Here is a 24,164-nt window from a genome sequence, read left to right on the forward strand (position 1 = left end):
GCTTTTTCTTTAGGCTTTCTGTCGTCAAACGATCAAGGTAAACTGCGCCGCGTAAAGCTAACCCGGAGTTGTCTATGTCGTTGATTTGCCCACTTTGTCAGCAGCCACTATTACAGCAGGCCAACAGTTTCCGCTGTGATGCCGGCCACCAATTTGATCAGGCCAAAGAAGGGTACGTCAATCTGCTGCCGGTGCAGCATAAAGGTTCGCGTGAACCGGGTGATAGTGCAGAGATGCTGCAGGCTCGTCGCGCATTCCTTGATGCCGGACACTATCAGCCTCTGCGCGCTGCCGTCGCGGGAATACTTACTCAGCATCTCAGCGGGCAAGCCGCGCAGGTATTAGATATCGGTTGCGGTGAAGGCTATTACACTGCAGCGATGGCGGAAGCACTGCCTCAGGCACAATTATGGGGTCTTGATGTGGCGAAGGCGGCGATTCGCATGGCATCCAGGCGCTATCGCGAGGTGAAATTTTGCGTGGCGTCCAGCCAGCGCTTACCCTTTGCGGATGCGTCTTTAGATGGCATTGTACGCATCTATGCGCCCTGTAATGAAGATGAATTGCGCCGTGTGATTAAGCCTGGCGGATTGCTGATAACCGTTACGCCTGGCCCGCAGCATTTGCAGCAGTTTAAGGCGCTGATTTATCGCGAGGTACAGCTGCATGCGGCGGAAGAGAAAATGTACCCTGGCTTTAAGCAGGTCGTTCAACAAAACCTGCATTACGCTATGACATTGAGTGGGACAGCGGCAGTGAGCTTATTGCAGATGACGCCGTTTGCCTGGCGTGCGCGTGAAGAGGTGTGGCAAAACCTCGCGGCATCCAGCACGTTTAATTGCGATGCCGATTTTACATTGACCTTGTGGCAGCGTGATTAACGCGCTTCCACCAGCGTGTGGTAAATTTTCTCCAGATCATCCAGTTGTTTGACGGCAATCAGCAGGCGGCGTTTTTCGAGCTGCATCACCAGAATGCCGTCCTCCGAAAGATTCATACTCTGAATACGGCGATAATCGATCCACACGCCGCCAAAAAATAGCCCCTCATCCTTCATCAGCAGTTTTGGACTGCGAATCCAGAATAACCAGATCGACATAAAGCACAGCACCATCAGCAAATTGGTGGTGAGTTGCGTGCCATGGTTATCGATGTTGTTCCACAGCAGTATAAGCAGCAGGACCACGAAAATGGCGCTATCGATCTTATGTCGGCGACGCAACGCCACGCGAAGTTTGGTTGGGCCATTGCGGCGTGGCAGAATCGCTTCATCATAAATGGCGAAAAGTACCAGGCCGGCAATCAGCACGGCAATAAGGGCGTCAGTCAGTGACATTAGGTGTTCTTCCTCAACCGAAATTACCTCAACGTGGGCGCTCAGGTAATGCCGTTCGAAAATAGCCGGGAGACACGCTCCCGGCTTGATGATTACAGACCGAGCAGGCCGATCCAGTAACCGAAGATCCCGATGGCGAAGAAGCCAACGATAATCCACAACGCGTTAACCTTACGACGCAGCAGCCACATACAACCAAAGGTTAGCAGCAGCGGAATCAGTCCCGGCATCAGCTGATCGAGAATGGATTGTACCGTGGTGACGGTCGTTTTACCGGTCTGGTCGGTAATCCGCGAGACCACCAGTGGCACATTCACATGCGTCCACTTGTTGACCAGCGCCCCCATGACAAAGAGGCCGAGAATCGACGCGCCCTCCGTCAGTTTCTGTAGGAAACCACCGCCCATATCGCTAACGATATCGACGCCTTTACGGTAGCCGTACGCCACGCCGTAATAACGCGTCAACAGACGTACCGCGTTAAACAGGATGAAGAACAGCAGCGGACCCAGCAGGCTGCCACTCATTGCGATACCTGCACCGAGAGCGGCAAATACCGGACGAACCGTACCCCAGAAGATCGGATCACCCACACCCGCCAGTGGGCCCATCAGACCCACTTTAATACCGTTAATTGCGGCATCGTCAATTGGCGCACCGTTAGCACGCTGTTCTTCCATCGCCATGGTCACGCCAAGTACCGGCGCCGCCACATACGGATGCGTGTTGAAGAACTCGAGGTGACGTTTAATCGCCTGTTTACGCGCGTCGTTGTTTTCCGGATAAAGACGGCGAATCACCGGCACCATTGAGTAGCAGAAACCCAGCGCCTGCATGCGTTCAAAGTTCCACGAACCCTGAAACAGGTTAGAGCGCAGGAACACACCGCGGACATCGCCAGGGGTGAGCTTCTTAGGAGTATTCGTTGTATCAACCATGATTTCACCTGTTCCTAGTCGAGTTCGTTATCGAGGTCATTGTTAGCAGGACCGGCGTTTGCAGCGCCTGCAACGCGGTTATATTTCGGTGCCAGCTGGATATACAGCACCGCCATCACCACGCCAATCACGCCGAGCGCGACCAGGTTGAAGTTGGTGAAGGCTGCAGTAACGAAGCCAAGGTAGAAGAACGGCATCAGGTAGCCTGCGCGCATCATATTGATGACCATCGCGTAACCGACTACCACGATCATGCCGCCAGCGATATTCAAGCCATTGGTGACCACTTCTGGGATGGAGTTCAGCAACTCCTGCACGATGCTGGTGCCGACGGAAATCGCCACAATCAACGCTGGAATGGCAATACGCATCGCCTGCAACACCAGCGCCGAAACGTGGATCCAGCTAATTGCGCTCAGATTGCCTTTCTCCGCAGCTTTGTCAGCGGCGTGCTGGAAGGCGACGGTGATGGTACGCACGATGATGGTCAGCACCTGTCCCGCGGCTGCCAGCGGAATGGCCAGTGCGATACCGGCACCGACGCTTTGACCGCCGGCAATGACCAGAATGGTCGAGATGATAGAAGCCAGCGCCGCATCGGGTGCAACCGCTGCACCGATGTTCATCCAGCCCAGTGCGATCATCTCCAGCGTACCACCGATGATAATACCGGTTTTCATGTCGCCAAGAACCGCACCAATTAAGGTACAAGCCACCAGCGGACGGTGGAACTGGAACTCATCAAGAATCGATCCCATCCCGGCGATACAGGCCACAATAAATATCAAAATGATTTGTAGCGTGGTTATCTCCATTGCATTTCTCCTCTGCAAGGTCTGTAAAATTCGCCCACGTATGCAGGCAAAGGGCGAACTACGGATTGACCTTGGCGATCAGGTCCATCATTTTCAGTCGCTGATCGCTGGACACTTTACGCACTTCCAGTTCGATACCGCGCTCGTTAAGTTTGCGGAACGCGGCGATATCTTTTTCATCAACCGATACCGCGTTGTTTACCTGGGTTTTGCCCTGGCGGAACGCCATGCCGCCAATATTGACTGACTTGATGTCCACGCCTTGCTCAACAATCCTCACTACATCGGTCGGATTGGTGAACAACAGCATCACTTTGTCATGACCATATTTTGGGTTATTCCAGACACGCACCATTTTGTCGACATCCACCACGTGCGCGGTAACGCCCGGCGGTGCGACTTGGGTGAGCAACGTTTTACGCACATGATCGTTAGCCACTTCATCACTGACGACGATGATGCGGGTTACGTTGGTCTCTTTCGTCCAGCGCGTTGCCACTTGTCCGTGAATCAAGCGGTCATCGATACGCGCAAGGCCGATTTTCATATGATCGCCCGGAGCCATTGGCTGTTGCGGCTGAGCAGGGGCTTTCGCCACCACCGGTGCCGCAGCCGCAGCCGCAGCTGCAGCTGCTGGAGCAGGCGTTTCGGTTTTAAGGGCTTTAACGCCTTCACGACCGGCTTCTACCGCGATGTGAATCAGTTCTTCCAGCGATGGGTTGTCATCGCGTCCCATCAGCGTTTCCACCAGCATCGGGATGTTGACGCCAGCGATAACGTCGTAGCCAGGCTTATCCACCACAATACGGCTTGCCGCATTAAACGGACTACCACCCCAGGTATCGACCAGGAACAACACGCCCTTTGACGTGTCGAGATCTGCCAGCCGCGCCTGATACTTTTCGATTAGCGTTTCTGCATTTTCGCCGGGAACGAAATCAATCCATCCGACATTTTCCTGCTCACCCAACAGCATTTCTGCTGTTTTAAGCAACTGTTCTGCCGCCCAGCCATGTGTACCAATTACAATAGCAATGGTCACTTGCTACCTCCGTTCGCGTGAGAGATTCTCTGGCATTGCCGGGAATCATTGAAAATTACGGTTAGTGTTTCAGGTGGATCGTTAGGTCTAAGATGAAGAAAAGCATCAATAAATAAAACGAAACTATCCGCTGCACAGCGATAAGGTCGCGATTTATTTTAGTGATCGAAAAAATAAATTATGTGATGTTTGTCAGCTATTGAGAGCGTAACGGCGCTAATATGCACTTTTGTTCGTTATTCATGCGATTGCGTAGATATTTGTAAATGTAATAAATTTTTTTGACGTCGTTGATGTAACTGATACATTAGCCATCTGTTTATTACTCAGGAGTACCGGGCTTCAGCTCACCTTTATGGACCGTCACCGACGTCGCTCAACATGTTCTCTGCGCGTTCCTGCGCACGTTTCCACGCTCTCCAGCGTTATCACCGCCTGCAACGATCCTTCGTCTCGCCCTCTGGCGCAGACTCAATTTCGTGCGCCCGTTAGTTCGGCAAGGAGTCATTGATGGAATTTCTCTTCGACCCCTCAATCTGGGCGGGTTTGCTCACGCTGATCGTGCTGGAGATTGTTCTCGGCATTGATAACCTGGTGTTCATCGCCATTCTCGCAGACAAATTGCCGCCGAAGCAGCGTGATAAAGCCCGTCTTATCGGCTTGTCGCTTGCACTGGTAATGCGTCTGGGCCTGCTGTCGCTCATCTCATGGATTGTTACGCTGACGCGGCCCCTATTCAGCGTAGGCGATTTCAGCTTTTCTGGACGAGATTTAATTCTGTTGTTCGGTGGTTTGTTCCTGTTATTCAAGGGAACCATGGAACTGCATGAGCGACTTGAGAGCCGCGGGCATGAACATCAAGGCAATAAGAGCTATGCCAGCTTCTGGGCGGTGGTGATTCAAATCGTGGTGCTCGATGCAGTGTTCTCACTCGATGCGGTGATTACCGCCGTCGGTATGGTGAACCATCTGCCGGTAATGATGACCGCGGTGGTGATTGCGATGGGCGTGATGTTGCTGGCCTCAAAGCCGCTAACGCGCTTTGTCAACGAACACCCAACGGTGGTGGTGCTGTGTCTGAGCTTCCTGTTGATGATCGGTTTGTCGCTGGTGGCCGAAGGTTTTGGTTTCCACATTCCGAAAGGTTATCTGTACGCTGCGATTGGCTTCTCAATTATTATCGAGCTGTTTAACCAGATTGCGCGCCGCAACTTTATTCGCCATCAGGAACATCGCCCGATGCGTGAACGCACCGCCGAAGCGATTCTGCGTCTGATGGGTGGACGCCAGCGTAAGCAGTCAGCCACGACAGAAGAAAATGCGTTGACCGAAGCGATGCCGCAGGAAGCGTTTAAAGATGAAGAGCGCTACATGATTAACGGCGTGTTGACGTTATCGCAGCGTTCCATCCGCAGCATCATGACGCCGCGCGGTAATATTTCGTGGGTGGATGTATCGCGTCCGCTGGATGAAATCCGTATTCAACTGCTGGATACGCCGCACAGCTTGTTCCCGGTATGTCGCGGTGAGCTGGATGAAATTATCGGTGTGGTGCGTGCGAAAGAGCTGCTGGTTGCGTTGGAACACGGTATGGATGTCGCAACCTTTGCTGCTAACACGCCGGCGATCGTGGTACCTGAGACGTTAGACCCGATCAATCTGCTGGGCGTGCTGCGCCGTGCTAAAGGTAGCTTCGTGATCGTCACCAACGAGTTTGGTGTGGTGCAGGGTTTAATCACGCCGCTGGACGTACTGGAAGCGATTGCCGGTGAGTTCCCTGACGAAGATGAAACGCCAGATATTATCGCCGATGGTGACGGTTGGTTAGTGAAGGGCGGGACCGATCTGCACTCGCTGCAGCAGTTACTGGATCACCACGAACTGGTGAAAGCCGATGAAGATCACGCGTCGTTAGCCGGTTTGCTGATAGCGCAAAAAGGCCAGCTGCCGCTGCCAGGTGAGGTGATCGATCTGCCGCCGCTGCATTTCCAGGTGATTGAGGCGACCGATTACCGCATCGATCTGGTGCGCGTGACCAAAGATAAGCCCTTCGATCATGAAGAGCATGAAGAGTAAGTAACGCGCTTGATATGAACAAAAACGGCCATTCCGCAAGGAGTGGCCGTTTTTTTATGGGTGAAATATGTGGAAAAGTTTAGGCGCTCAGCTGGGCCTGATGTTGCGCCAGCCACAGCGGAAAATCTTCAATCGGCATTGGACGCGCGTAGAAATAGCCTTGTAAATGATCGACGCCGCGCTCACGCAGATAATGCGCCTGCTCGGCCGTTTCTACACCTTCGGCAACCAGCGAAATATTCAGGCGTTGCGCCAGTGAAATCACCATATCGGTGACGGTGGCGTTAATCGCATCAGTACCAATCGCGGCGGTAAAAATTTTGTCGATCTTCAAGACATCCGGCTTGAGATCTTTCAGATAAGCCAGCGAGCTGTGACCGGTTCCGAAATCATCAATCGCCAGGCGCACGCCAATATCATGTAGCTGCGCTACCACCGATTGATCGATCACCGGCAAGGCATCGCGTTCGGTCAGTTCGACCACCAGCTTGGGCATTGGATTGGCAGGCCACCAGATACTCTGCAGATCCTCAACTATCGCGCGGTCGCGGAAGTGGCTGGCGGCAACGTTAATCGCAATGTGGAACGACGGACATTGCGGCAGATTCGGCAGCTCATTAACCACTTTCGCCAACACAAAGCGCGTTAATGGGGCAATCAGGTTTTGTCGCTCGGCCAGCGGAATAAACACGTCCGGCGCAACCCAACCCTGACGCTGGTTATGCCAACGTAACAGCAACTCCATGCCATCGCACTCACCGCTTTTAGCGTTTATTAACGGCTGGCAGTAGACCATAAATTCGTTGGCCGTGATGCCATAGCTTATCTGCCAGCTAAGACTCATGCGGTTGGCCGTCGCCAGCCAGACGATGTAGCCGATTAACAGGCTGAGCATTAGCGCCAAAGGCAGCTGCGACGGTAAGGTGTTCAGTGCCAGGCGCGCCGGGGAAGGGCCGTATAAGGTGATGCTGAAGGGGTAACGTAGTGATGCCTGATCGTAAGCCACTTCATCTTCAGAAGGCTCGGTCTGCTCAATCAGCGGATTACCATATTCAAGGCTTTGTCCGCCGACATTGAATATGGCTCGCTCAACCCAGGGCAGCTGCGGCTCCAGTAGGTAATCGGTCATCAATTCAATATTGATGACCTGCAGCAATCCATCATGATTATCCAGCGATTTGGGCGTCCAGAGCAGCAGCACCGGCGATCCTTTTAACAGATCGTCGTCGGTCGCCAGCATCATGCGCTGGTTGTTGAGCGCCAGCTCAGGATAGGTTTGGCTGAAGGAGAGATTCAGTGGACCAAAAATGCTTGAGCAATACAGCGTATCGTCTTGCACCAGCAGCACGGTGCGCACGGTTTGCAGTGCGGCGATTTTCTCAATCAGCGGATAGCGCACTTGTGCGCAGGGCACACCGACCAAACCGAGGGTGTTATTGGCCGAAACATCCAGTGGCGAGAACATGCGATCGAAACGTTCAATCGCGCGGCCGGCGAAATTTAATGACTGCTGCTCAATACGTGATTTCTCTTCGATGTAACGAAAAGTCAGCGTCAGAACCAGAACCAGCGAGGCGATCACTAACGCAATAAGCAGACGCTTACGGCGAAATTGACCCACAAATTGCTGGGGAATGAGCATCAGTAACCACCTTGCAAGACAAAGATTGAAGCCAAATTAACGTGAAGGTTATCGGCATTGAGGCGGCCAGGTTTAGTGCGGCAGAATAAAAAATCGGCACTAAAAAAAGCGCGGCCACTCAGGGCCGCGCTCGAAATCAATGTATCTGGTTTACTCAGTTGGAGGTAGCAACGGATGAAGAAAAAATTTCAACTGTTGCTTTAATCATCAATGAAGCGATGAGCAATGACTAATCGCACTGGACCTTAATCGCCAGTCCGCCGCGCGAGGTTTCACGGTATTTGGCATTCATGTCTTTGCCGGTTTCGTACATGGTCTCAATCACTTTATCCAGTGAAACGCGCGGTTCACTGGTACGGCGCAGCGCCATGCGCGCCGAGTTAATCGCCTTAACGGAAGCAATAGCGTTACGTTCAATGCACGGCACCTGAACCTGGCCCGCGACAGGATCGCAGGTCAGTCCCAGATTGTGTTCCATACCAATTTCCGCCGCGACACACACTTGTTCCGGGCTGCCGCCCAGCAGTTCCGCCAGACCCGCCGCGGCCATTGAACAGGCGACGCCAACTTCGCCCTGACAGCCCACTTCAGCACCGGAAATAGAGGCGTTCATTTTATACAGCACGCCAATTGCACCCGAGGCAAGGAAGTAGCGGATAAAGATGTCGGGCGTGACGGGTTCAATAAAGTGATCGTAATAGGCCAACACTGCCGGCACGATGCCGCAGGCACCGTTAGTTGGCGCCGTCACCACACGACCACCCGCCGCGTTCTCTTCATTGACCGCCAGCGCAAACATATTCACCCAATCGATCACGTCCATCGGATCTTTCGAGTGTTTAGTCGATGACACCAGCAGACGACGCAGTGAGGCCGCTCGACGCGGAACACGCAATGGACCCGGCAGCACGCCTTCAGTATTAAGGCCGCGATCGATGCATGCCTGCATGGTTTGCCAGACGTGACCAAAATAGGCGTAAATCTCATCACGACTATGCAGCGCCAGCTCGTTTTTCATCACCAAACCCGACAGCGACAAACCGCTTTCACGACAGTGGCTAAGCAGCTCTTTGGCGGAATTAAACGGCCAGGGAACAGTCACTTCATCCAGCACCGGCTGACCGAAATGTTCTTCATCGACGATAAATCCGCCGCCAATGGAGTAGTACGTTTTGCTCAGGATCAGTAAATCACCCGCGAAGGCGAACACCGTCATGCCGTTTTCGTGCAGCGACAAGTTTTCGCTACGAAACACCATGCCGCCTTCGCGCGGGAAATCAACTTCACGTGCGCCGTTGGCTAACAGCAAACGTTCGCGCTGCTCAACATCTTTTATGAATGCAGGAATGCCGTCGATATCAACGGTGGCCGGTTCGAAACCCGCCAGACCCATGATAATGGCAATATCGGTGTGGTGACCTTTGCCGGTGAGCGACAGAGAACCATAGACGTCGACCGCCACGCGCGTTACGTCTTGCAACTTGCCTTGTTCGGCCAGCAGGTCAACAAACTGCTTACCCGCTTTCATCGGGCCAACGGTATGCGAACTGGAGGGACCGATGCCCACTTTAAACATGTCAAAAACACTAATCACAGGTGACACTCCTCACAAATCTTATTCTGCACGGCACAAGCCGTTTATGCGGCTAATAGTAATCGCCTGTGCCCTATTACGAGCAGCTTTTCGCATGAAATAAACTAATTATAAACCACAGAAATTGTTATCCGGCTGTACAGTTGTGAAGCGGATCGATTTTCGTGATGAAAGGCTAACGAAACGGGGGGATTACGGCAGCGCGATTTGCTGACCCAGCGCGCGGATGATGCCGGCCGTCATGCCCCAGATAAAGTAATCCTCATACCATGACAACCACACCTGATGTTGGCGATGGCCACGGCGTAGCGTGAGGTCACTATAACGGCTGAGGCGTAGCGCTTCAGCCAGCGGCATGGCAAAGGCACTTTCGACTTCGTCAGGATTGAGAGACAAAGCAAGATCGGCGGGAATGATTCCCACCACCGGAGTAACGGCAAAACCAGTGCTACTGGTCACCGGCGGCAGAACGCCAATAATCTGTACCTGCTCCGGCTGAATCCCCACTTCCTCCTGCGCCTCGCGCAGCGCGGTGTGGATCAGCGAATGATCGGTGGCATCCTGCATGCCGCCGGGGAAAGCAACCTGACCAGCGTGCTTCCGCAGATGAGAAGATCGACGTGTTAACAGTAAGCCAGGTTCAGCACCGTTAATCACCGGAACCAGCACTGCTGCGCGCCGTCCACTGATGGCGCTTTTGGTGGTCTGCAGCGGCGGCTGCAAGACAAAGCGGCTAAGAAATTGGTCCAGCGTTAAATTCATCTCAATTCTCATCGCGCAGGCTAGGCAGAATGCGGTTCACCTTGTGGAAGGTTTCCTGATATTCGGCGTGGAGTTCGCTGTCCGCCACTAATCCGCCGCCAGCGGCGCAGTAAAGTTGGTGGTTTTCAGCAATCAAGGTACGAATGGTGATGCTGGTGTCCATGCGACCGCACAGGCTGATGTAACCGATGCTGCCGCACCACGCATTTCGGCGATGCGGCTCTAACTCTTCGATAATCTCCATCGCGCGGATTTTTGGCGCGCCAGTAATGGAACCACCGGGGAAGCAGGCGCGCAGCAGATCGGTGGCGGTGAGCGTGGCAGGTAAACGCGCGCGAATAGTGCTAACAAGATGATGTACTGCCGGGAAAGGCTCCACCACAAACAGTTGTGGAACACTGACGCTGCCGGGTTCGGCAACGCGACCAATATCATTACGCAACAAATCAACAATCATCAGATTCTCAGCGCGATCTTTCTCTGAATTGGCGAGTTTCTCCGCCTGCAGGCGGTCGGCTGCTGCGTCAGAGAGGCGCGGCAGCGTACCCTTAATCGGACGTGTTTCAATCTCCTGCTGCTGTAAGGAGAGGAAGCGCTCAGGCGACAAACTCAGCAGCACGCTGTTTGGCAAGCGCAGGAAAGCGCTAAACGGGGCGCGATTAGCCTGGTTCAGGCGCAAAAATGCCTGCCACTCATCGCCGCGATAGCCAGCCTGAAAACGCTGTGCCAGGTTCACCTGATAGCAATCACCGGCTTGAATATACTCCTGCACCGCATGAAATCGCTGCGCATACTGCTCAAAACTGAGATTGGATTGCCACTCGCTGGTCAGGGCGAAAGGCTCCGTTTGCGGCGCGGTTTGTGTTTGTAGCCATTGCCAGCGCTGTTCCGCATCGGTGAGCGAGACCAGCGTCAGTTTTTGCTGATGGTGATCGGCGATCAACGCCCAGTCATAAATCCCCACCGCCATATCCGGCGTAGTGAGATCCTGCTGCGCGCGCTGTGGCAGGGTTTCAAAGCGACGCCCCAGATCGTAGCCAAAAAGTCCGATGGCTCCGCCCTGAAAAGGTAAATCAGCATCAAAATCTGGCGTGGCACCGAGCTCAGCACATTGCTGCTGTACCAGCAGGAGCGGATCGGCCGCAGAGAGCATCACCTTATCGCCACAGACAATTTCGGTGCTTGCGCCACGTGTGGTTAGGGTAGCGCGCGGATCGGCAGTCAGGATATCAAAGCGGTTATCCGCATGATCGGCCTGGCCAGAGGTCAGCAACATCGCCCAGCACTGCTGAGCAAGCGGAGCGAAAAGGTGTAACAGCGTTTCGGGCGTATACTTCAGAACGAGGCTTTTTACCATCATGGGACAAATCACTTCAGCAAGCAGGTCGCTAGCCTGGCATATTTTTTTGTTGCTGGCACCCGTTTGTTCCACGTGGTAATAATGCGTCCCCCTAGCATCAGGAGTGAATTATGTTTACAGGTCTTCCAGCGTTATCTCACGAACAACAACAACAAGCGGTTGAGCGCATCCAGGAATTGATGGCGGGTGGTATGTCGAGCGGTCAGGCGATTGCGCAAGTGGCGCAGGAGATCCGCCAAACCTATAAAGGGGAAGGCATTCGGGCGATGTTCGAAGACGATGAGGATGAAGAAGACGACGACAACGAATAACGCCCGAACAGATTTATAGCGCGGCGATAATTTTAATTTCGACTTTATACTTCGGATTCATCAAACCGGCCTGCACGGTGCAACGCACCGGCGCATTGCCCGGGGAAACCCACGCATCCCAGGCGCGGTTCATTGCCGGGAAGTCAGTTTTCTCGACCAGGAAAATCGTCGCGTCGAGAATTTTACTTTTATCCGACCCCACCCGCGCCAAAATGGCGTCAATCACCGCCAGCGCGTTGGCGGTTTGCGCTTCTGCATCGTCATCCAGATTTTCCGGTACGCTGGTGTAATACACGGTTTGGTTATGTACTACCGCTTCTGACATGCGGTGCTCCGCATCGATACGCGTAATGGTCATGCTGTTCTCCTTTAGTTTTGCTGCGCTAGCCTGCCATATCCCAGGGGCGAATGTCATCTGTTGTGGTTGGCAGGCGGGAATCCTGACATAATTACAGTGGTTTTTAACGATGATGTGAGGAAGTGTGGCAGACGATTTTGCAGCTGATGGCGCGCTAGCGCAGGCGATTCCGGGCTTTAAACCGCGTGAAGCACAGCGCCAAATGGCACAAGCGGTCACCGAGGCGGTTAAAAAAGGTGGCGAGCTGGTGGTTGAAGCTGGCACGGGAACCGGTAAAACCTATGCCTATCTGGCCCCGGCGCTGCGCGCGAAGAAAAAAGTCATCGTCTCAACCGGTTCAAAAGCGTTGCAGGACCAGCTGTACAACCGTGATTTGCCCACCATTGCGCGAGCCTTGAAGTTCAGCGGTAAAACTGCGCTGCTGAAAGGGCGCTCCAACTATCTCTGTCTTGAACGTCTGGAACAACAAAATCAAACCGGTGGCGACCTTAGCGTGCAGGCGCTGGGTGATTTGATCAGCGTGCGCGGCTGGTCGTCAGAAACCAGTGATGGCGATGTCAGCAACTGCAGCGGCGTGGCAGAAGACAGCCCAATCTGGCCTTTTGTCACCAGCACCAATGACAACTGCCTCGGCAGCGATTGCCCGTTGTATAAAGATTGCTTCGTAGTGAAAGCGCGAAAAAAAGCCATGGACGCTGATGTAGTGGTGGTGAACCACCACCTGTTTCTCGCCGATCTGGTGGTGAAAGAGGGCGGCTTTGGCGAACTGATCCCGGAAGCCGATGTGATGATCTTCGATGAAGCGCATCAATTACCGGATATCGCCAGCCAATATTTCGGCCAGCAGTTATCGAGCCGGCAACTGCAGGATCTCGCCAAAGACATCATCATTGCCTATCGCACCGAAGTGCGCGATGTGCAGCAGTTGCAGAAATCCGCCGATCGTCTGGCGCAGTGCGCGCAGGATTTCCGGTTGACGCTGGGCGAGCCCGGTTTTCGCGGAAACCTGCGCGATCTGTTAAGCGATAACAACATTATGCGTATGTTCACTCTGCTGGATGATGCGCTCGAGCTCTGTTACGACGTTATCAAGCTGTCGCTCGGCCGTTCAGCGCTGCTGGATGCCGCGTTTGAGCGCGCGGCGCTGTATCGCACACGTTTGAAGCGTTTGCGCGCCATTAATGAACCGGGCTTCAGCTACTGGTATGAGTGTAACAGCCGCCATTTCACGCTGGCGCTTACGCCGCTGTCGGTGGCGGAACGCTTCCGGGAAGTGATGGATAACCGCAAAGCTGCGTGGATCTTCACCTCGGCAACGCTGGCGGTGAATGAGCAGATGAGCCACTTCTCAAGCCGGCTGGGCGTGGATAACGCCACCACCTTGATTCTCGACAGTCCGTTTGACTACACCCAACAAGCGTTGTTATGCGTGCCGCGCAACATGCCAGAACCTAATCATCCCGGTGGTGCGCGTCAGCTCGCACGCATGATGAAGCCGCTGATTGATGCCAACAAAGGCCGCTGCTTCTTCCTTTGCACCTCGCACAAGATGATGCGTGAGTTAGCGATAGAGTTTCGTGCTTCGATGACATTACCGGTGCTGCTGCAGGGTGAAACCAGTAAAGGACAGTTACTCAAGCAATTTCTCGAAGCCGGTAACGCGTTGCTGGTGGCGACCAGCAGCTTCTGGGAAGGTGTTGACGTGCGCGGCGATGCGTTGTCGCTGGTGATTATCGATAAGCTGCCTTTTACCTCACCTGAAGATCCGTTGCTGAAAGCGCGCATGGAAGATTGTCGCTTACGCGGTGGCGATCCCTTTAATGATGTGCAACTGCCCGATGCGGTGATCACCCTGAAACAGGGTGTTGGCCGCTTGATTCGCGATACCGACGATCGCGGTGTGCTGGTGATTTGCGATCAGCGTCTGGTTTCTCGCCCTTACGGCGGCCTGTTCCTCAACAGTTTGCCGCCGACGCCGCGCACACGCGATATCGCGCGCGCCATCGAGTTTGTCCGCCAGCCAGTGGATCACTAATTTGTGCCAGGCTGTGATAAGATGCGCGCCATTTTGACTCTCTGAGGTTGTTATGTCCGTCCGAATTTTAGCCCTGGACACGGCGACAGAAGCCTGTTCTGCCGCGCTGCAAAATCTGCAGCAGATTGATGCCCGCTTTGAAATCGCCCCGCGCGATCACACCCAACGTATTCTGCCGCTGGTTCAGGAGCTGTTGCAGGCGCAGCAGCTGGAGCTGACCGCGCTTGACGTACTGGCATTTGGCCGCGGCCCGGGCAGCTTTACCGGTGTGCGTATCGGCATTGGTATTGCGCAAGGACTGGCGCTGGGGGCGAATCTGCCCATGATTGGTGTTTCCTCGTTAGCGACCATGGCACAGGGCGCCTGGCGCTTAACCGGTGCGACACGCGTGTTGGCGGCAATTGATGCGCGGATGGGCGAGCTCTATTGGGCCGAGTATCAGCGCGACGAACATGGCGAATGGCAGGGCGTGGAAACCGAAGCGGTGATCAAACCGGAAGTGGCGATGGAGCGTATTGCCGCGTTGAGCGGTGACTGGATGACCGTCGGCACCGGCTGGCAGGCTTACCCGCATCTTATGACCGCGCCGGGCGCACACCTTATCGCCTCAGAGGTTTTACTGCCAGCGGCTGAAGATATGCTGCCGCTGGCGCTCAGCGCCTGGCAGCGTGACGAAGCGGTGGCGGTAGAGCATGCCGAGCCGGTTTATCTGCGGAATGAAGTGGCATGGAAAAAGTTGCCGGGACGCTAAGCGGCGCGCAACTTATCTGCACCGGTTCAGTCTAATCAGAGAAATAACAGGAGAAGTGCTATGCCAATAAGTCGTAAAGGGATGTCTGGCGCTCTGTTAGCCTGCGCGCTGCTGCTCAGCGGCTGTGTTTCGGTGCCAGATTCTATTAAAGGAAGTTCTGAGCTGCCACAGCAAGATTTACTGCGCGTGATGAACGCGCCACAGCTGTATGTCGGTCAGGAATCGCGTTTCGGCGGCAAAGTGGTGAAGGTCACCAATCTTAACGGCTTAACCCGGGTAGAGATTGCCACCCAACCGCTGGATGATAGCGCGCGTCCGCGCTTAGGTGCCGCTTCGGTTGGCCGCATTTTTGCCGATATTCGCGGCTTCGTGGATCCGGTCGATCTGAACAATCAATACATTACGGTGCTGGGTAACATCAAAGGCATCGAAAAAGGGGATATCGGCAAGGCCAGCTACAACTTTGTGGTGATCGATGTACGCGGTTATCAGCGCTGGCATTTGACGCAGCAGGTGATGACACCGCCACAACCGATCGATCCCTATATTTGGTATGGTCCAACGCGCCATCGTGCGGGATATTGGGGGCCTAATCCTTATTGGGGCATGAACCTCGGCCAGCCGGCGCAGGTGCAAACTATCCTCACCGAATAACGCTTTATCATTTAATTTACGGCCCGGTCGCGGTGCTTGCGAGCGGGCCTTTTTATTGGGCGCGCAACCGATGCGCGAAATTTAGTGATGCGCTTCGCAACCTGAAAATGCCGAAACAGGCAAACTGGTACAATCAGTTAAAATATTGTTAACAACACTGATTGTCGAGGCGGCGATGGCTACACAACAAGAATATCGGGGTGATTCTTTGAACAAGGTTTGGCTCAAACGCTATCCGCCAGATGTCCCAGCGGAAATTAGTGCCGATCGTTATACTTCTCTGGTCGATCTTTTCGAACATGCTACTCAGCAATATGCCGATCAGGTGGCATTTATCAATATGGGCCAGCCGATGACCTATCGGCAGCTGGAAAAGCAGAGCCGCGCCTTTGCGGCCTGGCTGCAGCAGGGTTTAGGCTTGAAGCAGGGCGATCGTGTGGCGTTAATGATGCCCAATCTGCTGCAATATCCGGTTGCCCTGTTTGGCGTCCTGCGCGCCGGCATGGTAGTCGTCAATGTCAATCCGCTCTACACGCCGCGCGAACTCAAACACCAACTGATTGATAGCGGGGCCAGCGCTATTGTTATCGTGTCGAACTTTGCCCACACGCTGGAAAAAGTGGTGGCCGAGACGCCAATCAAGCATGTCATGCTGACGCGTATGGGCGATCAGCTGGCACCGGTGAAAGCCACGCTGGTCAATTTCGTGGTTAAGTATGTGAAAAAGCTGGTGCCAAAGTATCACCTGCCCGGCGCCGTGCCGTTCCGCAGCGCGCTGCAGCAGGGCGAGCAGATGACCTATCAGCGTCCTACCGTCACCAATGATGATTTGGCCTTCCTGCAATATACCGGTGGGACCACTGGCGTTGCCAAAGGCGCGATGTTGACCCACCGCAATATGCAGGCCAACCTGGAACAGACGAAAGCTACTTACGGCAAGCTGTTGCGCCCGGGTAAAGAGCAGGTGGTGACTGCGCTGCCGCTCTATCACATTTTTGCGCTGACGGTGAACGGACTGCTGTTCCTCGACCTCGGCGGCACGAATCTCTTGATTACAAATCCGCGCGATATTCCGGGCTTCGTTAAAGAGCTGAGCAAGTTTCCGTTTACTGCCATCACCGGCGTGAATACCTTGTTCAATGCGCTGCTGAATGATGCCAACTTCAATAAACTCGATTTCTCTACGCTGCGCCTGTCCGCTGGCGGTGGCATGGCGGTGCAAAAAGCCGTTGCTGAGCGTTGGGAAAAACTCACCGGTCACTATCTGCTGGAGGGTTACGGCCTGACCGAGTGTTCGCCACTGGTGTCGGTGAATCCGTATGATATTACCTGTCACACCGGCAGCATTGGTTTACCGGTGCCTTCCACCGACGTGCGCATTGCGGATGATGAAGATAAAGAGGTGCCGCCGGGTGAGCCGGGCGAGCTGTGCATTCGTGGTCCGCAGGTAATGACCGGCTACTGGCAGCGCGCCGATGCCACCGATGAAGTGCTGAAAAATGGCTGGCTGCATACCGGTGATATTGTTACCGTTGATAGCGAAGGCTTTATTCGCATCGTCGATCGTAAAAAAGACATGATTCTGGTGTCGGGCTTTAACGTGTATCCTAACGAGATTGAAGATGTGCTGATGCAGCACGAGAAAGTGCGTGAAGCCGCGGCGATTGGCGTACCGAGCGATCTGTCAGGCGAAGCAGTAAAAGTGTGCATCGTGAAGAAAGATCCGTCATTGACGAAAGAGGAAGTGCTGGATCATTGCCGTCGCCAGCTCACCGGCTACAAAGTGCCGAAGATTATCGAGTTTCGTGACGAGTTGCCGAAGACCAACGTGGGCAAAATATTGCGCCGCGAATTGCGTGATGAGGCGAAGCGAGAAGGGCAGTAACGCGCCATTCTCCTCAGGTTAACGCCGGCACAGTCCGGCGTTTTTATTGCTTTTAACATGGAGCGCTGCGCGTAGTTTGCCGCAGCGAGAAAGACAACGTGAATTACACCCTGATCGACCAAAATGACCAACTGGCCGCCGTGTGCGAGAAAGCACGCCAACATGCTGCCGTGGCGCTGGATACCGAATTTGTGCGCACCCGCACCTACTATCCGCAGCTCGGCCTGATTCAGCTGTTTGATGGCGACCAGCTGATCCTGATCGATCCGCTTAATATCAGTGACTGGACGCCGTTCGTGGCGTTGCTGCAGGATAAGCAGGTCACCAAATTCCTCCACGCCGGTGGAGAAGATCTTGAGGTGTTCCTGCATCGCTTCAAGTGCCTGCCCGATCCGATGATCGATACGCAAATACTGGCAGCCTTCAGTGGTCAGGCGCTGTCATGGGGCTTTGCCTCGATGGTGATGCACTTTAACCAAATCGAGTTGGATAAAAGCGAATCGCGCACCGATTGGCTGGCGCGTCCGCTGACCGAGCGTCAGTGTGAATATGCCGCTGCCGATGTCGCTTATCTGCTGCCGATTGCCCATCAGCTGGTTGCGCAGACAGAAGCGGCCGGCAATATGGCGGCGGCGCTGAGCGAATGCGACACGCTGTGTCAGCGCCGTCTTGACGTGCTGCAACCCGAAGAAGCCTGGCGTGACATCACCAATGCGTGGCAGTTGCGCCCACGCCAGCTGGCAGCCTTGCAGCGTCTGGCGGCGTGGCGTCTGAATATTGCGCGCCAAAAAGATATGGCGGTGAACTTTGTGGTGCGCGAAGAGAATCTGTGGAAAGTGGCGCGCTTTATGCCGGGCAGCCTTGGCGAGCTGGATCATTTAGGGCTGAACGGCCATGAGATCCGTTTCCACGGTAAAGCGATGGTGGCGCTGGTGGCTGAAGCACAGGCGCAGGATGAAGCTACCTTGCCGCAGCCGCTGCCGAATCTTATCGATCATCCGCACTATAAGCAGGCCTTCAAAGCCATTAAAGCGCTGGTGCAACAGGTGAGCGAGGAGAGTGGATTTAGTCAGGAGTTGCTGGCATCACGCCGCCAGATCAATCAGGTGCTGAGTGTTTATTGGGGATTGAAGAACGCATCGCGCACACCTGAGCTGCTAACAGGTTGGCGAGGTGATTTGCTGAAGGCGGGTATCGACGAGATCCTGCAGGCGCTGTAAGTGCAGCATTTTCCCCTGCGCAATACCGCAGGGGAAAATCAGGAAACCGCTTTAATCATTTAGGAACGTCTTCCGGCTCCGGCAGCGTTACGTTGAGCTCAAGGATGGAGATATCATCCCCTTTCTGATCCAGCTGAACGGTCACCATATCCGGGTCAATTTTTACGTATTTACAGATCACTTCCAAAATATCGCGCTTCAGTTGCGGCAGGTAATGGGGCTCACTGTCGCCCCTTCTGCGTTCGGCTACGATAATCTGCAGCCTTTCCTTGGCTATATTGGCTGTGTTCTTCTTACGGGATAAAAAGAAATCAAGTAATGCCATTGGTTATCCCCCGAACAGGCGTTTAAGGAAACCCTTCTTCTCTTCTTCAATAAAGCGGAAGGGGCGTTCTTCGCCAAGCAGGCGATCTACGGTATCAGCATAGGCTTTACCGGCGTCAGCGTTTGCGTCGAGGATCACCGGCTCACCCTGGTTAGAAGCACGCAGCACAGATTGATCTTCCGGAATCACACCAACCAGTGGAATGCGCAGAATTTCCAGCACATCTTCCATGCTCAACATATCACCGCGGGTGACGCGGCCTGGATTGTAACGGGTCAGCAGCAGATGCTCTTTCACCGGATCCTGGCTGTTCTCGGCACGACGTGATTTAGACGAGATGATGCCAAGAATACGGTCCGAGTCACGAACTGAAGAGACTTCCGGGTTGGTGGTGATGATGGCTTCATCGGCGAAATACAACGCCATCAGCGCACCGGTTTCAATGCCCGCCGGTGAGTCACACACAATGAAGTCGAACTCCATCGCCGCCAAATCATTCAGCACTTTCTCAACGCCTTCACGAGTCAGCGCATCTTTATCACGCGTTTGCGAGGCCGGCAAAATGTAGAGTTGCTCAGTACGCTTGTCACGGATCAGCGCCTGGTTCAGTGTGGCATCACCCTGAATAACGTTAACAAAGTCGTACACCACGCGGCGTTCACAGCCCATGATTAAATCCAGGTTACGCAGGCCGATATCGAAATCGATGACGACCGTTTTTTTGCCTTTCTGCGCTAACCCGGTGGCGATGGCCGCGCTTGACGTGGTCTTGCCAACGCCCCCTTTACCCGATGTAACTACAATAATGCGTGCCATAAATGTTGATTTCCTTAACGAAAGAAAAGGGGCTTAATTAAGTGTCTGAATGGTAAGCGCGCCCTCTATCAGGCTCAGGCGTGCCGCTTTACCAAAGAATTCCGCCGGGATCTGATCGATCATCCAATATTCCCCGGCAATTGAGACCAACTCTGCGGCGAGGTTGGTACAAAAAATCTGGCTATCGCTTTGGCCACCTACGCCGGCCAACGCACGGCCACGCATCATGCCATAGATATGGATATTCCCGTCGGCAACCAGCTCGGCACCGGCGCTGACGCTGTTGGTGACGATGAGATCGGCATTACGCGCATAAATCTGTTGGCCCGAACGCACTGGCGTATTAATGATGCGCGTTTTACTGACGGCTTCTGCCGTTACCGCGGGAAGCACGGGGGCGGCTTCGACAACCGGAGCACTCGCCTGTTTGCGACTCTCTTTACCTTCAGAGAGTACCGGCAAACCTGCGCGGGCAATCATTTTTTTCAGGGCTTCATCTTTGCAACCGCTGACGCCAACGATACGTAAACCCGTCGCCATCACCGCTTGTTGCATCTGCTTCCAGTTAATGTCGCCTGTCAACGCTGATACATTGAGCACCACGGGCGCATTCAGTAAAAAGGCCGGTGCCTGATCGATTTTTTCCTGGAGCGCCTGACGAATCACCTCGGGTTGCGAATGATGCAGATGAACGACTGACAGGGTAAAACTGCTTCCCTTGAATTCGATTGGCGTTTGCGACATCTTTGCTGACTCAGTCCTGTTTTACGACCTTTAAATGTACGTCGATAAAATCGGCAATAACATCAAACGGTCAATATTCGAAGTTCTGCAAGCATGTTATAGTTACTGCTATATTCAGGCAAGTGACGCCATCGGTTAATTCGAGTAAAAAATATGTTTTGTGTGATCTACAGAAGCCCGCAACGTGAACAGACTTATCTGTATGTTGAAAAAAAAGACGATTTCTCCCGCGTACCAGAAGAACTGCTGCGTGGCTTCGGCAAACCCCAGCTGGCCATGGTGCTGTCGCTGGATAAGCGTGACAAGCTGGCTAACGCGGATATCAATAAAGTTAAGCAAGGTTTAAGCGAACACGGCTATTATTTACAAATTCCACCACCGGTTGAAAGTCTGCTCAACATTCATCTCGATCAGGGTAAAATAGATTAATTCAGATTCATCTGTAAAATATATCCTGTAGAAATAATCAGTGCTATTTGCGTTAATTAACTGCCCGCGTTAACCCTTTATTGCGGGCAATTATCCAGGCATTTGCAGATTTTGTTGTATACGATTAACGACTTTTGACAATTTCCACCACGCCTGCCGCCACAAACCCGCTAATATATTCCCTCTCAGCCTGCCGCGTTCCGGCACTGAATTCGACTTACTCGCCAGTCGCACTGGCGGCAAACACAACTCAAGCAGGGGAATAGCATGTATCAGCATCGTAACTGGCAGGGCGCTCTGTTGGATTATCCGGTCAGCAAAGTGGTTTGCGTCGGCAGCAACTATGCTAAGCACATAAAGGAAATGGGAAGTGCCACGCCAACCGAGCCTGTGGTGTTTATCAAACCGGAAACCGCGGTCTGCGATCTGCGCCAGCCGCTGTCGATTCCGGCAACCTTTGGTGAAGTGCATCATGAAGTGGAGCTGGCGGTGCTGATTGGCTCGACGCTGAAGCAGGCGAGCGAAGAACATGTCGCTAAAGCAATTGCCGGTTACGGCGTCGCGCTGGATTTAACCCTGCGCGATGTGCAGGCGGGTTTGAAGAAAGCGGGTCAACCGTGGGAAAAATCGAAAGGCTTTGATAATTCATGCCCGCTGTCAGGATTTATACCGGCGGCAGAATTCGGCGGCGATCCACAGAATACCGAGCTGAAGCTGATCGTGAATGGCGAGGTGCGTCAGCACGGTACGACTGCCGATATGATCCACAAAATTTTGCCGCTGATTGCCTACATGAGCCAGTATTTCACGCTGCGCGCAGGTGACGTGATCCTGACCGGAACGCCTGAAGGCGTTGGCCCGATGCGCTCTGGCGATAAACTGGAAGTATCACTTGCCGGTCACGGTATTTCCACGCGCGTACTGTAAAACTTGCATCACCGCACCTGAAGCTTTATAAGGTGCGGTCTTATTATCAACCCGGACCGCCATCATGACTGAACAACCTTTCTGGCAGACTAAACGCCTTGACCAAATGAACGACGCAGAGTGGGAATCCCTGTGCGACGGCTGTGGCCAATGTTGCCTGAATAAGTTGCAGGATGCGGACACCGATGAGATCTACTTCACCAACGTCGCCTGTAATCAGCTGAACATCAAAACCTGCCAATGTCGCAGCTACGAGCGTCGTTTTGAGTTAGAAGAGAACTGCATCAAGCTGACGCGCGAAAATCTCACCAGTTTTGAATGGCTGCCGCGTACCTGTGCCTATCGCGTATTAGGGGAAGGGAAAGCCTTGCCGGCCTGGCATCCGCTGATCGCCGGCTCTAAAAAAGCGATGCATGCCCAGCGCATTTCCGTGCGTTTTATTGCGGTGCGTGAGAGTGAAGTGCGCGATTGGGAAGAGCATATAATTGATCGACCGGACCGTAACGGTTAAACATAAAACAGGCAGCTACGGCTGCCTGTTTTGTTTGTGCTTATCGTCCGAACAGATCGCGGCGTTTAGGTTTAAACGGTTGGGCAATTAACACCAGCAGCGCGACCAACAGATACGCCGCGAAAATCACGATCATCCACTGCGGCATGCTCCAGGTCAGGAAAGTCCAGCCACGTTCGGCGCAGTCGCCGCTGGCGACAAACACCGAGGGCAGCCATTTATCCAGCGGCAGCCAGGTGGGGAAACGCGCCGCAAAATCGCAGGTGACAAATGGATTGGGGTGCAGCTGAATCATGGTGTGGTCGTAGGAGAGGCGAACCCCTTCAATGGCGCTATAAATCCAGATCAGGATCGCCGCCCAGCGCAGCGGCGTTTTTGGCGCGATGGCACCCACGATGCCTGCACCCATCACACCAAACAGTGCGCAACGCTCATAAATACACATCACGCAGGGTTGCAATCCCATCACGTGTTGAAAATACAAAGCCGTCAATTCAAAAGCCAGAGCCGTTAGGGCCAGCAAAAGCCAGGCACCTCGTCCACGCGAGCATTGATTCAAATATCGCAACATATTGCTTTTCCTGTAACCGTTAATGTTTCGCAGTGTAAACCAAAAGCGCACCCGTGCCAGCCAGGCAGCGGGAAAAAATCATGTACAAAAATGACTTAAGTCTGGTTGAAGTGAAAAAAGAGTGGACTCAAAAGGCGAGAGAAAATCTGTCGGCAACAAGCGCAGCGCAAACGTATGCTTTGTCGCACTAGCGTGTCTGAAAACACAGCTGAATTTTGCGCCAGCGCGCGCTTTTAATCGTTTGGCAGGCTATTTCCGCTATAGCCGCTCTGGTATGATGAGTCGTATTACGATAAAGAAAGCAACGAGAAATAAATGCTATGGTGATTAAGGCGCAGAGCCCTGCGGGATTTGCTGAAGAGTATATTATTGAAAGCATCTGGAACAGTCGTTTTCCGCCGGGATCCATTCTACCTGCCGAACGTGAGCTTTCTGAACTGATTGGCGTGACTCGCACCACGCTGCGTGAAGTGTTGCAGCGCCTGGCACGTGATGGCTGGTTGACCATCCAACATGGCAAGCCGACACGCGTAAATGATTTCTGGGAAACCTCTGGTTTAAACATCCTCGAAACGCTGGCCCGACTCGACCACGATAGCGTGCCGCAGCTGATTGATAATTTGCTATCGGTGCGTACCAACATCTCTTCCATTTTTATCAGCCGTGCACTGCGCCATCATCCAGAAAAAGCGCGTGAAGTGTTGGAAAATGCGCTGAGTGAGGAGGATAAAGCAGAGGCTTACACCGAGCTCGATTATCGTGTGTTTCGCGGTTTGGCGTTTGCGTCCGGTAACCCGATTTATGGTTTGATTTTGAATGGCCTGAAAGGGTTGTATACCCGTGTGGGTCGTCACTACTTCTCCAGTCTGGAAGCCCGTGAACTGGCGCGTAACTTCTATCGCCAACTGGCCGATCTGTGCGTGGCAAATCCTTCGCAGGAGCAGATTGTCGATAGCGTACGTGAATACGGTCGACGCAGCGGTGAGATTTGGCACAAGATGCAGAAAAGCATGCCGGATGATTTAGCCAGCAAGCGATAACCAGCGATAAAAGTAAAACCGG

General features: G+C 53.6%; 25 protein-coding genes. 12 read left to right on the forward strand and 13 right to left on the reverse strand.

Features of this window, described 5'->3' with window-relative positions:
- Nucleotides 1–74 precede the first annotated feature (74 nt).
- On the forward strand, nucleotides 75–881 hold the full coding sequence (gene rlmA, locus WFL93_RS12445; RefSeq protein ID WP_336778259.1) for a 23S rRNA (guanine(745)-N(1))-methyltransferase: 807 nt from the start codon (nucleotides 75–77) through the stop codon (nucleotides 879–881).
- Here the strand turns inward: rlmA and WFL93_RS12450 are convergent.
- The 4 genes from WFL93_RS12450 to manX form a co-directional block, all read right to left on the reverse strand.
- Nucleotides 878–1,336, reverse strand: a complete 459-nt coding sequence (locus WFL93_RS12450) for a DUF986 family protein (protein WP_049852162.1) — start codon at nucleotides 1,334–1,336, stop codon at nucleotides 878–880. The two genes, rlmA and WFL93_RS12450, sit on opposite strands and share 4 nt — an antisense overlap.
- A 92-nt stretch (nucleotides 1,337–1,428) precedes the next feature.
- On the reverse strand, nucleotides 1,429–2,274 hold the full coding sequence (locus WFL93_RS12455; RefSeq protein ID WP_007889639.1) for a PTS mannose transporter subunit IID: 846 nt from the start codon (nucleotides 2,272–2,274) through the stop codon (nucleotides 1,429–1,431).
- Between the two features lie 14 nt (nucleotides 2,275–2,288).
- Entirely contained in the window at nucleotides 2,289–3,089 is an 801-nt protein-coding gene (locus tag WFL93_RS12460) for a PTS mannose/fructose/sorbose transporter subunit IIC (RefSeq protein ID WP_007889646.1), read from the reverse strand.
- A 58-nt stretch (nucleotides 3,090–3,147) separates the two neighbouring features.
- A complete protein-coding gene (manX, locus tag WFL93_RS12465; protein ID WP_336778260.1) occupies nucleotides 3,148–4,131 on the reverse strand; it encodes a PTS mannose transporter subunit IIAB in 984 nt (327 codons plus the stop codon).
- A 510-nt stretch (nucleotides 4,132–4,641) separates the two neighbouring features.
- Here manX and WFL93_RS12470 point away from each other — a divergent pair.
- On the forward strand, nucleotides 4,642–6,207 hold the full coding sequence (locus WFL93_RS12470; RefSeq protein WP_007889648.1) for a TerC family protein: 1,566 nt from the start codon (nucleotides 4,642–4,644) through the stop codon (nucleotides 6,205–6,207).
- A gap of 79 nt (nucleotides 6,208–6,286) precedes the next feature.
- Here the strand turns inward: WFL93_RS12470 and WFL93_RS12475 are convergent, their stop codons facing one another.
- The 4 genes from WFL93_RS12475 to pabB all read right to left on the reverse strand — a co-directional run bounded on the left by WFL93_RS12475 (nucleotide 6,287) and on the right by pabB (nucleotide 11,565).
- Nucleotides 6,287–7,849 (reverse strand): EAL domain-containing protein, encoded by a 1,563-nt coding sequence (locus WFL93_RS12475; protein ID WP_336778261.1) that lies wholly within the window; start codon nucleotides 7,847–7,849, stop codon nucleotides 6,287–6,289.
- Between the two features lie 229 nt (nucleotides 7,850–8,078).
- Nucleotides 8,079–9,443 (reverse strand): L-serine ammonia-lyase, encoded by a 1,365-nt coding sequence (locus WFL93_RS12480; protein ID WP_336778262.1) that lies wholly within the window; start codon nucleotides 9,441–9,443, stop codon nucleotides 8,079–8,081.
- A gap of 192 nt (nucleotides 9,444–9,635) precedes the next feature.
- Entirely contained in the window at nucleotides 9,636–10,205 is a 570-nt protein-coding gene (locus WFL93_RS12485; protein WP_336778263.1) for a CoA pyrophosphatase, read from the reverse strand.
- Nucleotide 10,206: 1 nt separating this feature from the next.
- Nucleotides 10,207–11,565 (reverse strand): aminodeoxychorismate synthase component 1, encoded by a 1,359-nt coding sequence (pabB, locus tag WFL93_RS12490; protein WP_336778264.1) that lies wholly within the window; start codon nucleotides 11,563–11,565, stop codon nucleotides 10,207–10,209.
- A gap of 110 nt (nucleotides 11,566–11,675) precedes the next feature.
- Between pabB and WFL93_RS12495 the strand changes: the two genes are divergently transcribed.
- Nucleotides 11,676–11,876: a YoaH family protein gene (locus WFL93_RS12495; RefSeq protein WP_007889653.1), complete on the forward strand. Its 201-nt coding sequence runs from the start codon at nucleotides 11,676–11,678 to the stop codon at nucleotides 11,874–11,876.
- A 13-nt stretch (nucleotides 11,877–11,889) separates the two neighbouring features.
- Here the strand turns inward: WFL93_RS12495 and WFL93_RS12500 are convergent, their stop codons facing one another.
- A complete protein-coding gene (locus WFL93_RS12500) occupies nucleotides 11,890–12,234 on the reverse strand; it encodes a RidA family protein (protein ID WP_336778265.1) in 345 nt (114 codons plus the stop codon).
- 124 nt (nucleotides 12,235–12,358) lie between these two features.
- Between WFL93_RS12500 and WFL93_RS12505 the strand changes: the two genes are divergently transcribed.
- The 5 genes from WFL93_RS12505 (at nucleotide 12,359) to rnd (ending at nucleotide 18,779) form a co-directional block, all read left to right on the forward strand.
- Entirely contained in the window at nucleotides 12,359–14,269 is a 1,911-nt protein-coding gene (locus tag WFL93_RS12505; RefSeq protein WP_007889655.1) for an ATP-dependent DNA helicase, read from the forward strand.
- 52 nt (nucleotides 14,270–14,321) lie between these two features.
- On the forward strand, nucleotides 14,322–15,020 hold the full coding sequence (gene tsaB / locus WFL93_RS12510; protein WP_336778266.1) for a tRNA (adenosine(37)-N6)-threonylcarbamoyltransferase complex dimerization subunit type 1 TsaB: 699 nt from the start codon (nucleotides 14,322–14,324) through the stop codon (nucleotides 15,018–15,020).
- Nucleotides 15,021–15,080: 60 nt separating this feature from the next.
- Complete coding sequence (locus WFL93_RS12515) at nucleotides 15,081–15,674, forward strand: Slp family lipoprotein (RefSeq protein WP_007889657.1); 594 nt, start codon at nucleotides 15,081–15,083, stop codon at nucleotides 15,672–15,674.
- A gap of 208 nt (nucleotides 15,675–15,882) precedes the next feature.
- Entirely contained in the window at nucleotides 15,883–17,559 is a 1,677-nt protein-coding gene (gene fadD, locus WFL93_RS12520; protein ID WP_152929130.1) for a long-chain-fatty-acid--CoA ligase FadD, read from the forward strand.
- A 98-nt stretch (nucleotides 17,560–17,657) separates the two neighbouring features.
- Nucleotides 17,658–18,779: a ribonuclease D gene (gene rnd / locus WFL93_RS12525; protein ID WP_049852169.1), complete on the forward strand. Its 1,122-nt coding sequence runs from the start codon at nucleotides 17,658–17,660 to the stop codon at nucleotides 18,777–18,779.
- Between the two features lie 55 nt (nucleotides 18,780–18,834).
- Here the strand turns inward: rnd and minE are convergent, their stop codons facing one another.
- From minE to minC, 3 genes are read right to left on the reverse strand one after another with little or no spacing between them, the layout of a single operon-like run.
- Nucleotides 18,835–19,104, reverse strand: a complete 270-nt coding sequence (gene minE / locus WFL93_RS12530; protein WP_007889661.1) for a cell division topological specificity factor MinE — start codon at nucleotides 19,102–19,104, stop codon at nucleotides 18,835–18,837.
- Nucleotides 19,105–19,107: 3 nt separating this feature from the next.
- Entirely contained in the window at nucleotides 19,108–19,920 is an 813-nt protein-coding gene (gene minD, locus WFL93_RS12535) for a septum site-determining protein MinD (RefSeq protein ID WP_007889662.1), read from the reverse strand.
- 33 nt (nucleotides 19,921–19,953) lie between these two features.
- Entirely contained in the window at nucleotides 19,954–20,664 is a 711-nt protein-coding gene (minC, locus tag WFL93_RS12540) for a septum site-determining protein MinC (RefSeq protein ID WP_007889663.1), read from the reverse strand.
- 153 nt (nucleotides 20,665–20,817) lie between these two features.
- Here minC and WFL93_RS12545 point away from each other — a divergent pair, with 153 nt between their 5' ends.
- The 3 genes from WFL93_RS12545 to WFL93_RS12555 all read left to right on the forward strand — a co-directional run bounded on the left by WFL93_RS12545 (nucleotide 20,818) and on the right by WFL93_RS12555 (nucleotide 22,531).
- A complete protein-coding gene (locus tag WFL93_RS12545; RefSeq protein ID WP_336778267.1) occupies nucleotides 20,818–21,093 on the forward strand; it encodes a YcgL domain-containing protein in 276 nt (91 codons plus the stop codon).
- A 267-nt stretch (nucleotides 21,094–21,360) separates the two neighbouring features.
- On the forward strand, nucleotides 21,361–22,020 hold the full coding sequence (locus WFL93_RS12550) for a fumarylacetoacetate hydrolase family protein (RefSeq protein ID WP_007889666.1): 660 nt from the start codon (nucleotides 21,361–21,363) through the stop codon (nucleotides 22,018–22,020).
- 64 nt (nucleotides 22,021–22,084) lie between these two features.
- Nucleotides 22,085–22,531 carry a YcgN family cysteine cluster protein gene (locus WFL93_RS12555; protein WP_049852170.1) on the forward strand — a complete coding sequence of 149 codons (447 nt, stop codon included), beginning with the start codon at nucleotides 22,085–22,087 and terminating at the stop codon, nucleotides 22,529–22,531.
- Nucleotides 22,532–22,571: 40 nt separating this feature from the next.
- Here the strand turns inward: WFL93_RS12555 and dsbB are convergent, their stop codons facing one another.
- Entirely contained in the window at nucleotides 22,572–23,102 is a 531-nt protein-coding gene (dsbB, locus tag WFL93_RS12560) for a disulfide bond formation protein DsbB (RefSeq protein WP_007889668.1), read from the reverse strand.
- Between the two features lie 320 nt (nucleotides 23,103–23,422).
- Here dsbB and fadR point away from each other — a divergent pair, with 320 nt between their 5' ends.
- Entirely contained in the window at nucleotides 23,423–24,142 is a 720-nt protein-coding gene (fadR, locus tag WFL93_RS12565) for a fatty acid metabolism transcriptional regulator FadR (protein ID WP_007889669.1), read from the forward strand.
- Nucleotides 24,143–24,164 lie beyond the last annotated feature (22 nt).

It is taken from the genome of Pantoea sp. USHLN256, assembly GCF_037149875.1.
Classification (GTDB): Bacteria; Pseudomonadota; Gammaproteobacteria; order Enterobacterales; family Enterobacteriaceae; genus Pantoea; species Pantoea nemavictus.

Coding starts and splice junctions, on each gene's coding strand:
- WFL93_RS12475 (WP_336778261.1), bottom strand. CDS start 7,849: ATGCTCATTCCCCAGCAATTTGTGGGTCAATTTCGCCGTAAGCGTCTG.
- WFL93_RS12470 (WP_007889648.1), top strand. CDS start 4,642: ATGGAATTTCTCTTCGACCCCTCAATCTGGGCGGGTTTGCTCACGCTG.
- WFL93_RS12515 (WP_007889657.1), top strand. CDS start 15,081: ATGCCAATAAGTCGTAAAGGGATGTCTGGCGCTCTGTTAGCCTGCGCG.
- WFL93_RS12450 (WP_049852162.1), bottom strand. CDS start 1,336: ATGTCACTGACTGACGCCCTTATTGCCGTGCTGATTGCCGGCCTGGTA.
- WFL93_RS12495 (WP_007889653.1), top strand. CDS start 11,676: ATGTTTACAGGTCTTCCAGCGTTATCTCACGAACAACAACAACAAGCG.
- fadR (WP_007889669.1), top strand. CDS start 23,423: ATGGTGATTAAGGCGCAGAGCCCTGCGGGATTTGCTGAAGAGTATATT.
- WFL93_RS12485 (WP_336778263.1), bottom strand. CDS start 10,205: ATGAATTTAACGCTGGACCAATTTCTTAGCCGCTTTGTCTTGCAGCCG.
- minE (WP_007889661.1), bottom strand. CDS start 19,104: ATGGCATTACTTGATTTCTTTTTATCCCGTAAGAAGAACACAGCCAAT.
- pabB (WP_336778264.1), bottom strand. CDS start 11,565: ATGATGGTAAAAAGCCTCGTTCTGAAGTATACGCCCGAAACGCTGTTA.
- tsaB (WP_336778266.1), top strand. CDS start 14,322: ATGTCCGTCCGAATTTTAGCCCTGGACACGGCGACAGAAGCCTGTTCT.
- rlmA (WP_336778259.1), top strand. CDS start 75: ATGTCGTTGATTTGCCCACTTTGTCAGCAGCCACTATTACAGCAGGCC.
- WFL93_RS12500 (WP_336778265.1), bottom strand. CDS start 12,234: ATGACCATTACGCGTATCGATGCGGAGCACCGCATGTCAGAAGCGGTA.
- WFL93_RS12555 (WP_049852170.1), top strand. CDS start 22,085: ATGACTGAACAACCTTTCTGGCAGACTAAACGCCTTGACCAAATGAAC.
- WFL93_RS12545 (WP_336778267.1), top strand. CDS start 20,818: ATGTTTTGTGTGATCTACAGAAGCCCGCAACGTGAACAGACTTATCTG.
- WFL93_RS12455 (WP_007889639.1), bottom strand. CDS start 2,274: ATGGTTGATACAACGAATACTCCTAAGAAGCTCACCCCTGGCGATGTC.
- WFL93_RS12460 (WP_007889646.1), bottom strand. CDS start 3,089: ATGGAGATAACCACGCTACAAATCATTTTGATATTTATTGTGGCCTGT.
- minD (WP_007889662.1), bottom strand. CDS start 19,920: ATGGCACGCATTATTGTAGTTACATCGGGTAAAGGGGGCGTTGGCAAG.
- WFL93_RS12550 (WP_007889666.1), top strand. CDS start 21,361: ATGTATCAGCATCGTAACTGGCAGGGCGCTCTGTTGGATTATCCGGTC.
- minC (WP_007889663.1), bottom strand. CDS start 20,664: ATGTCGCAAACGCCAATCGAATTCAAGGGAAGCAGTTTTACCCTGTCA.
- dsbB (WP_007889668.1), bottom strand. CDS start 23,102: ATGTTGCGATATTTGAATCAATGCTCGCGTGGACGAGGTGCCTGGCTT.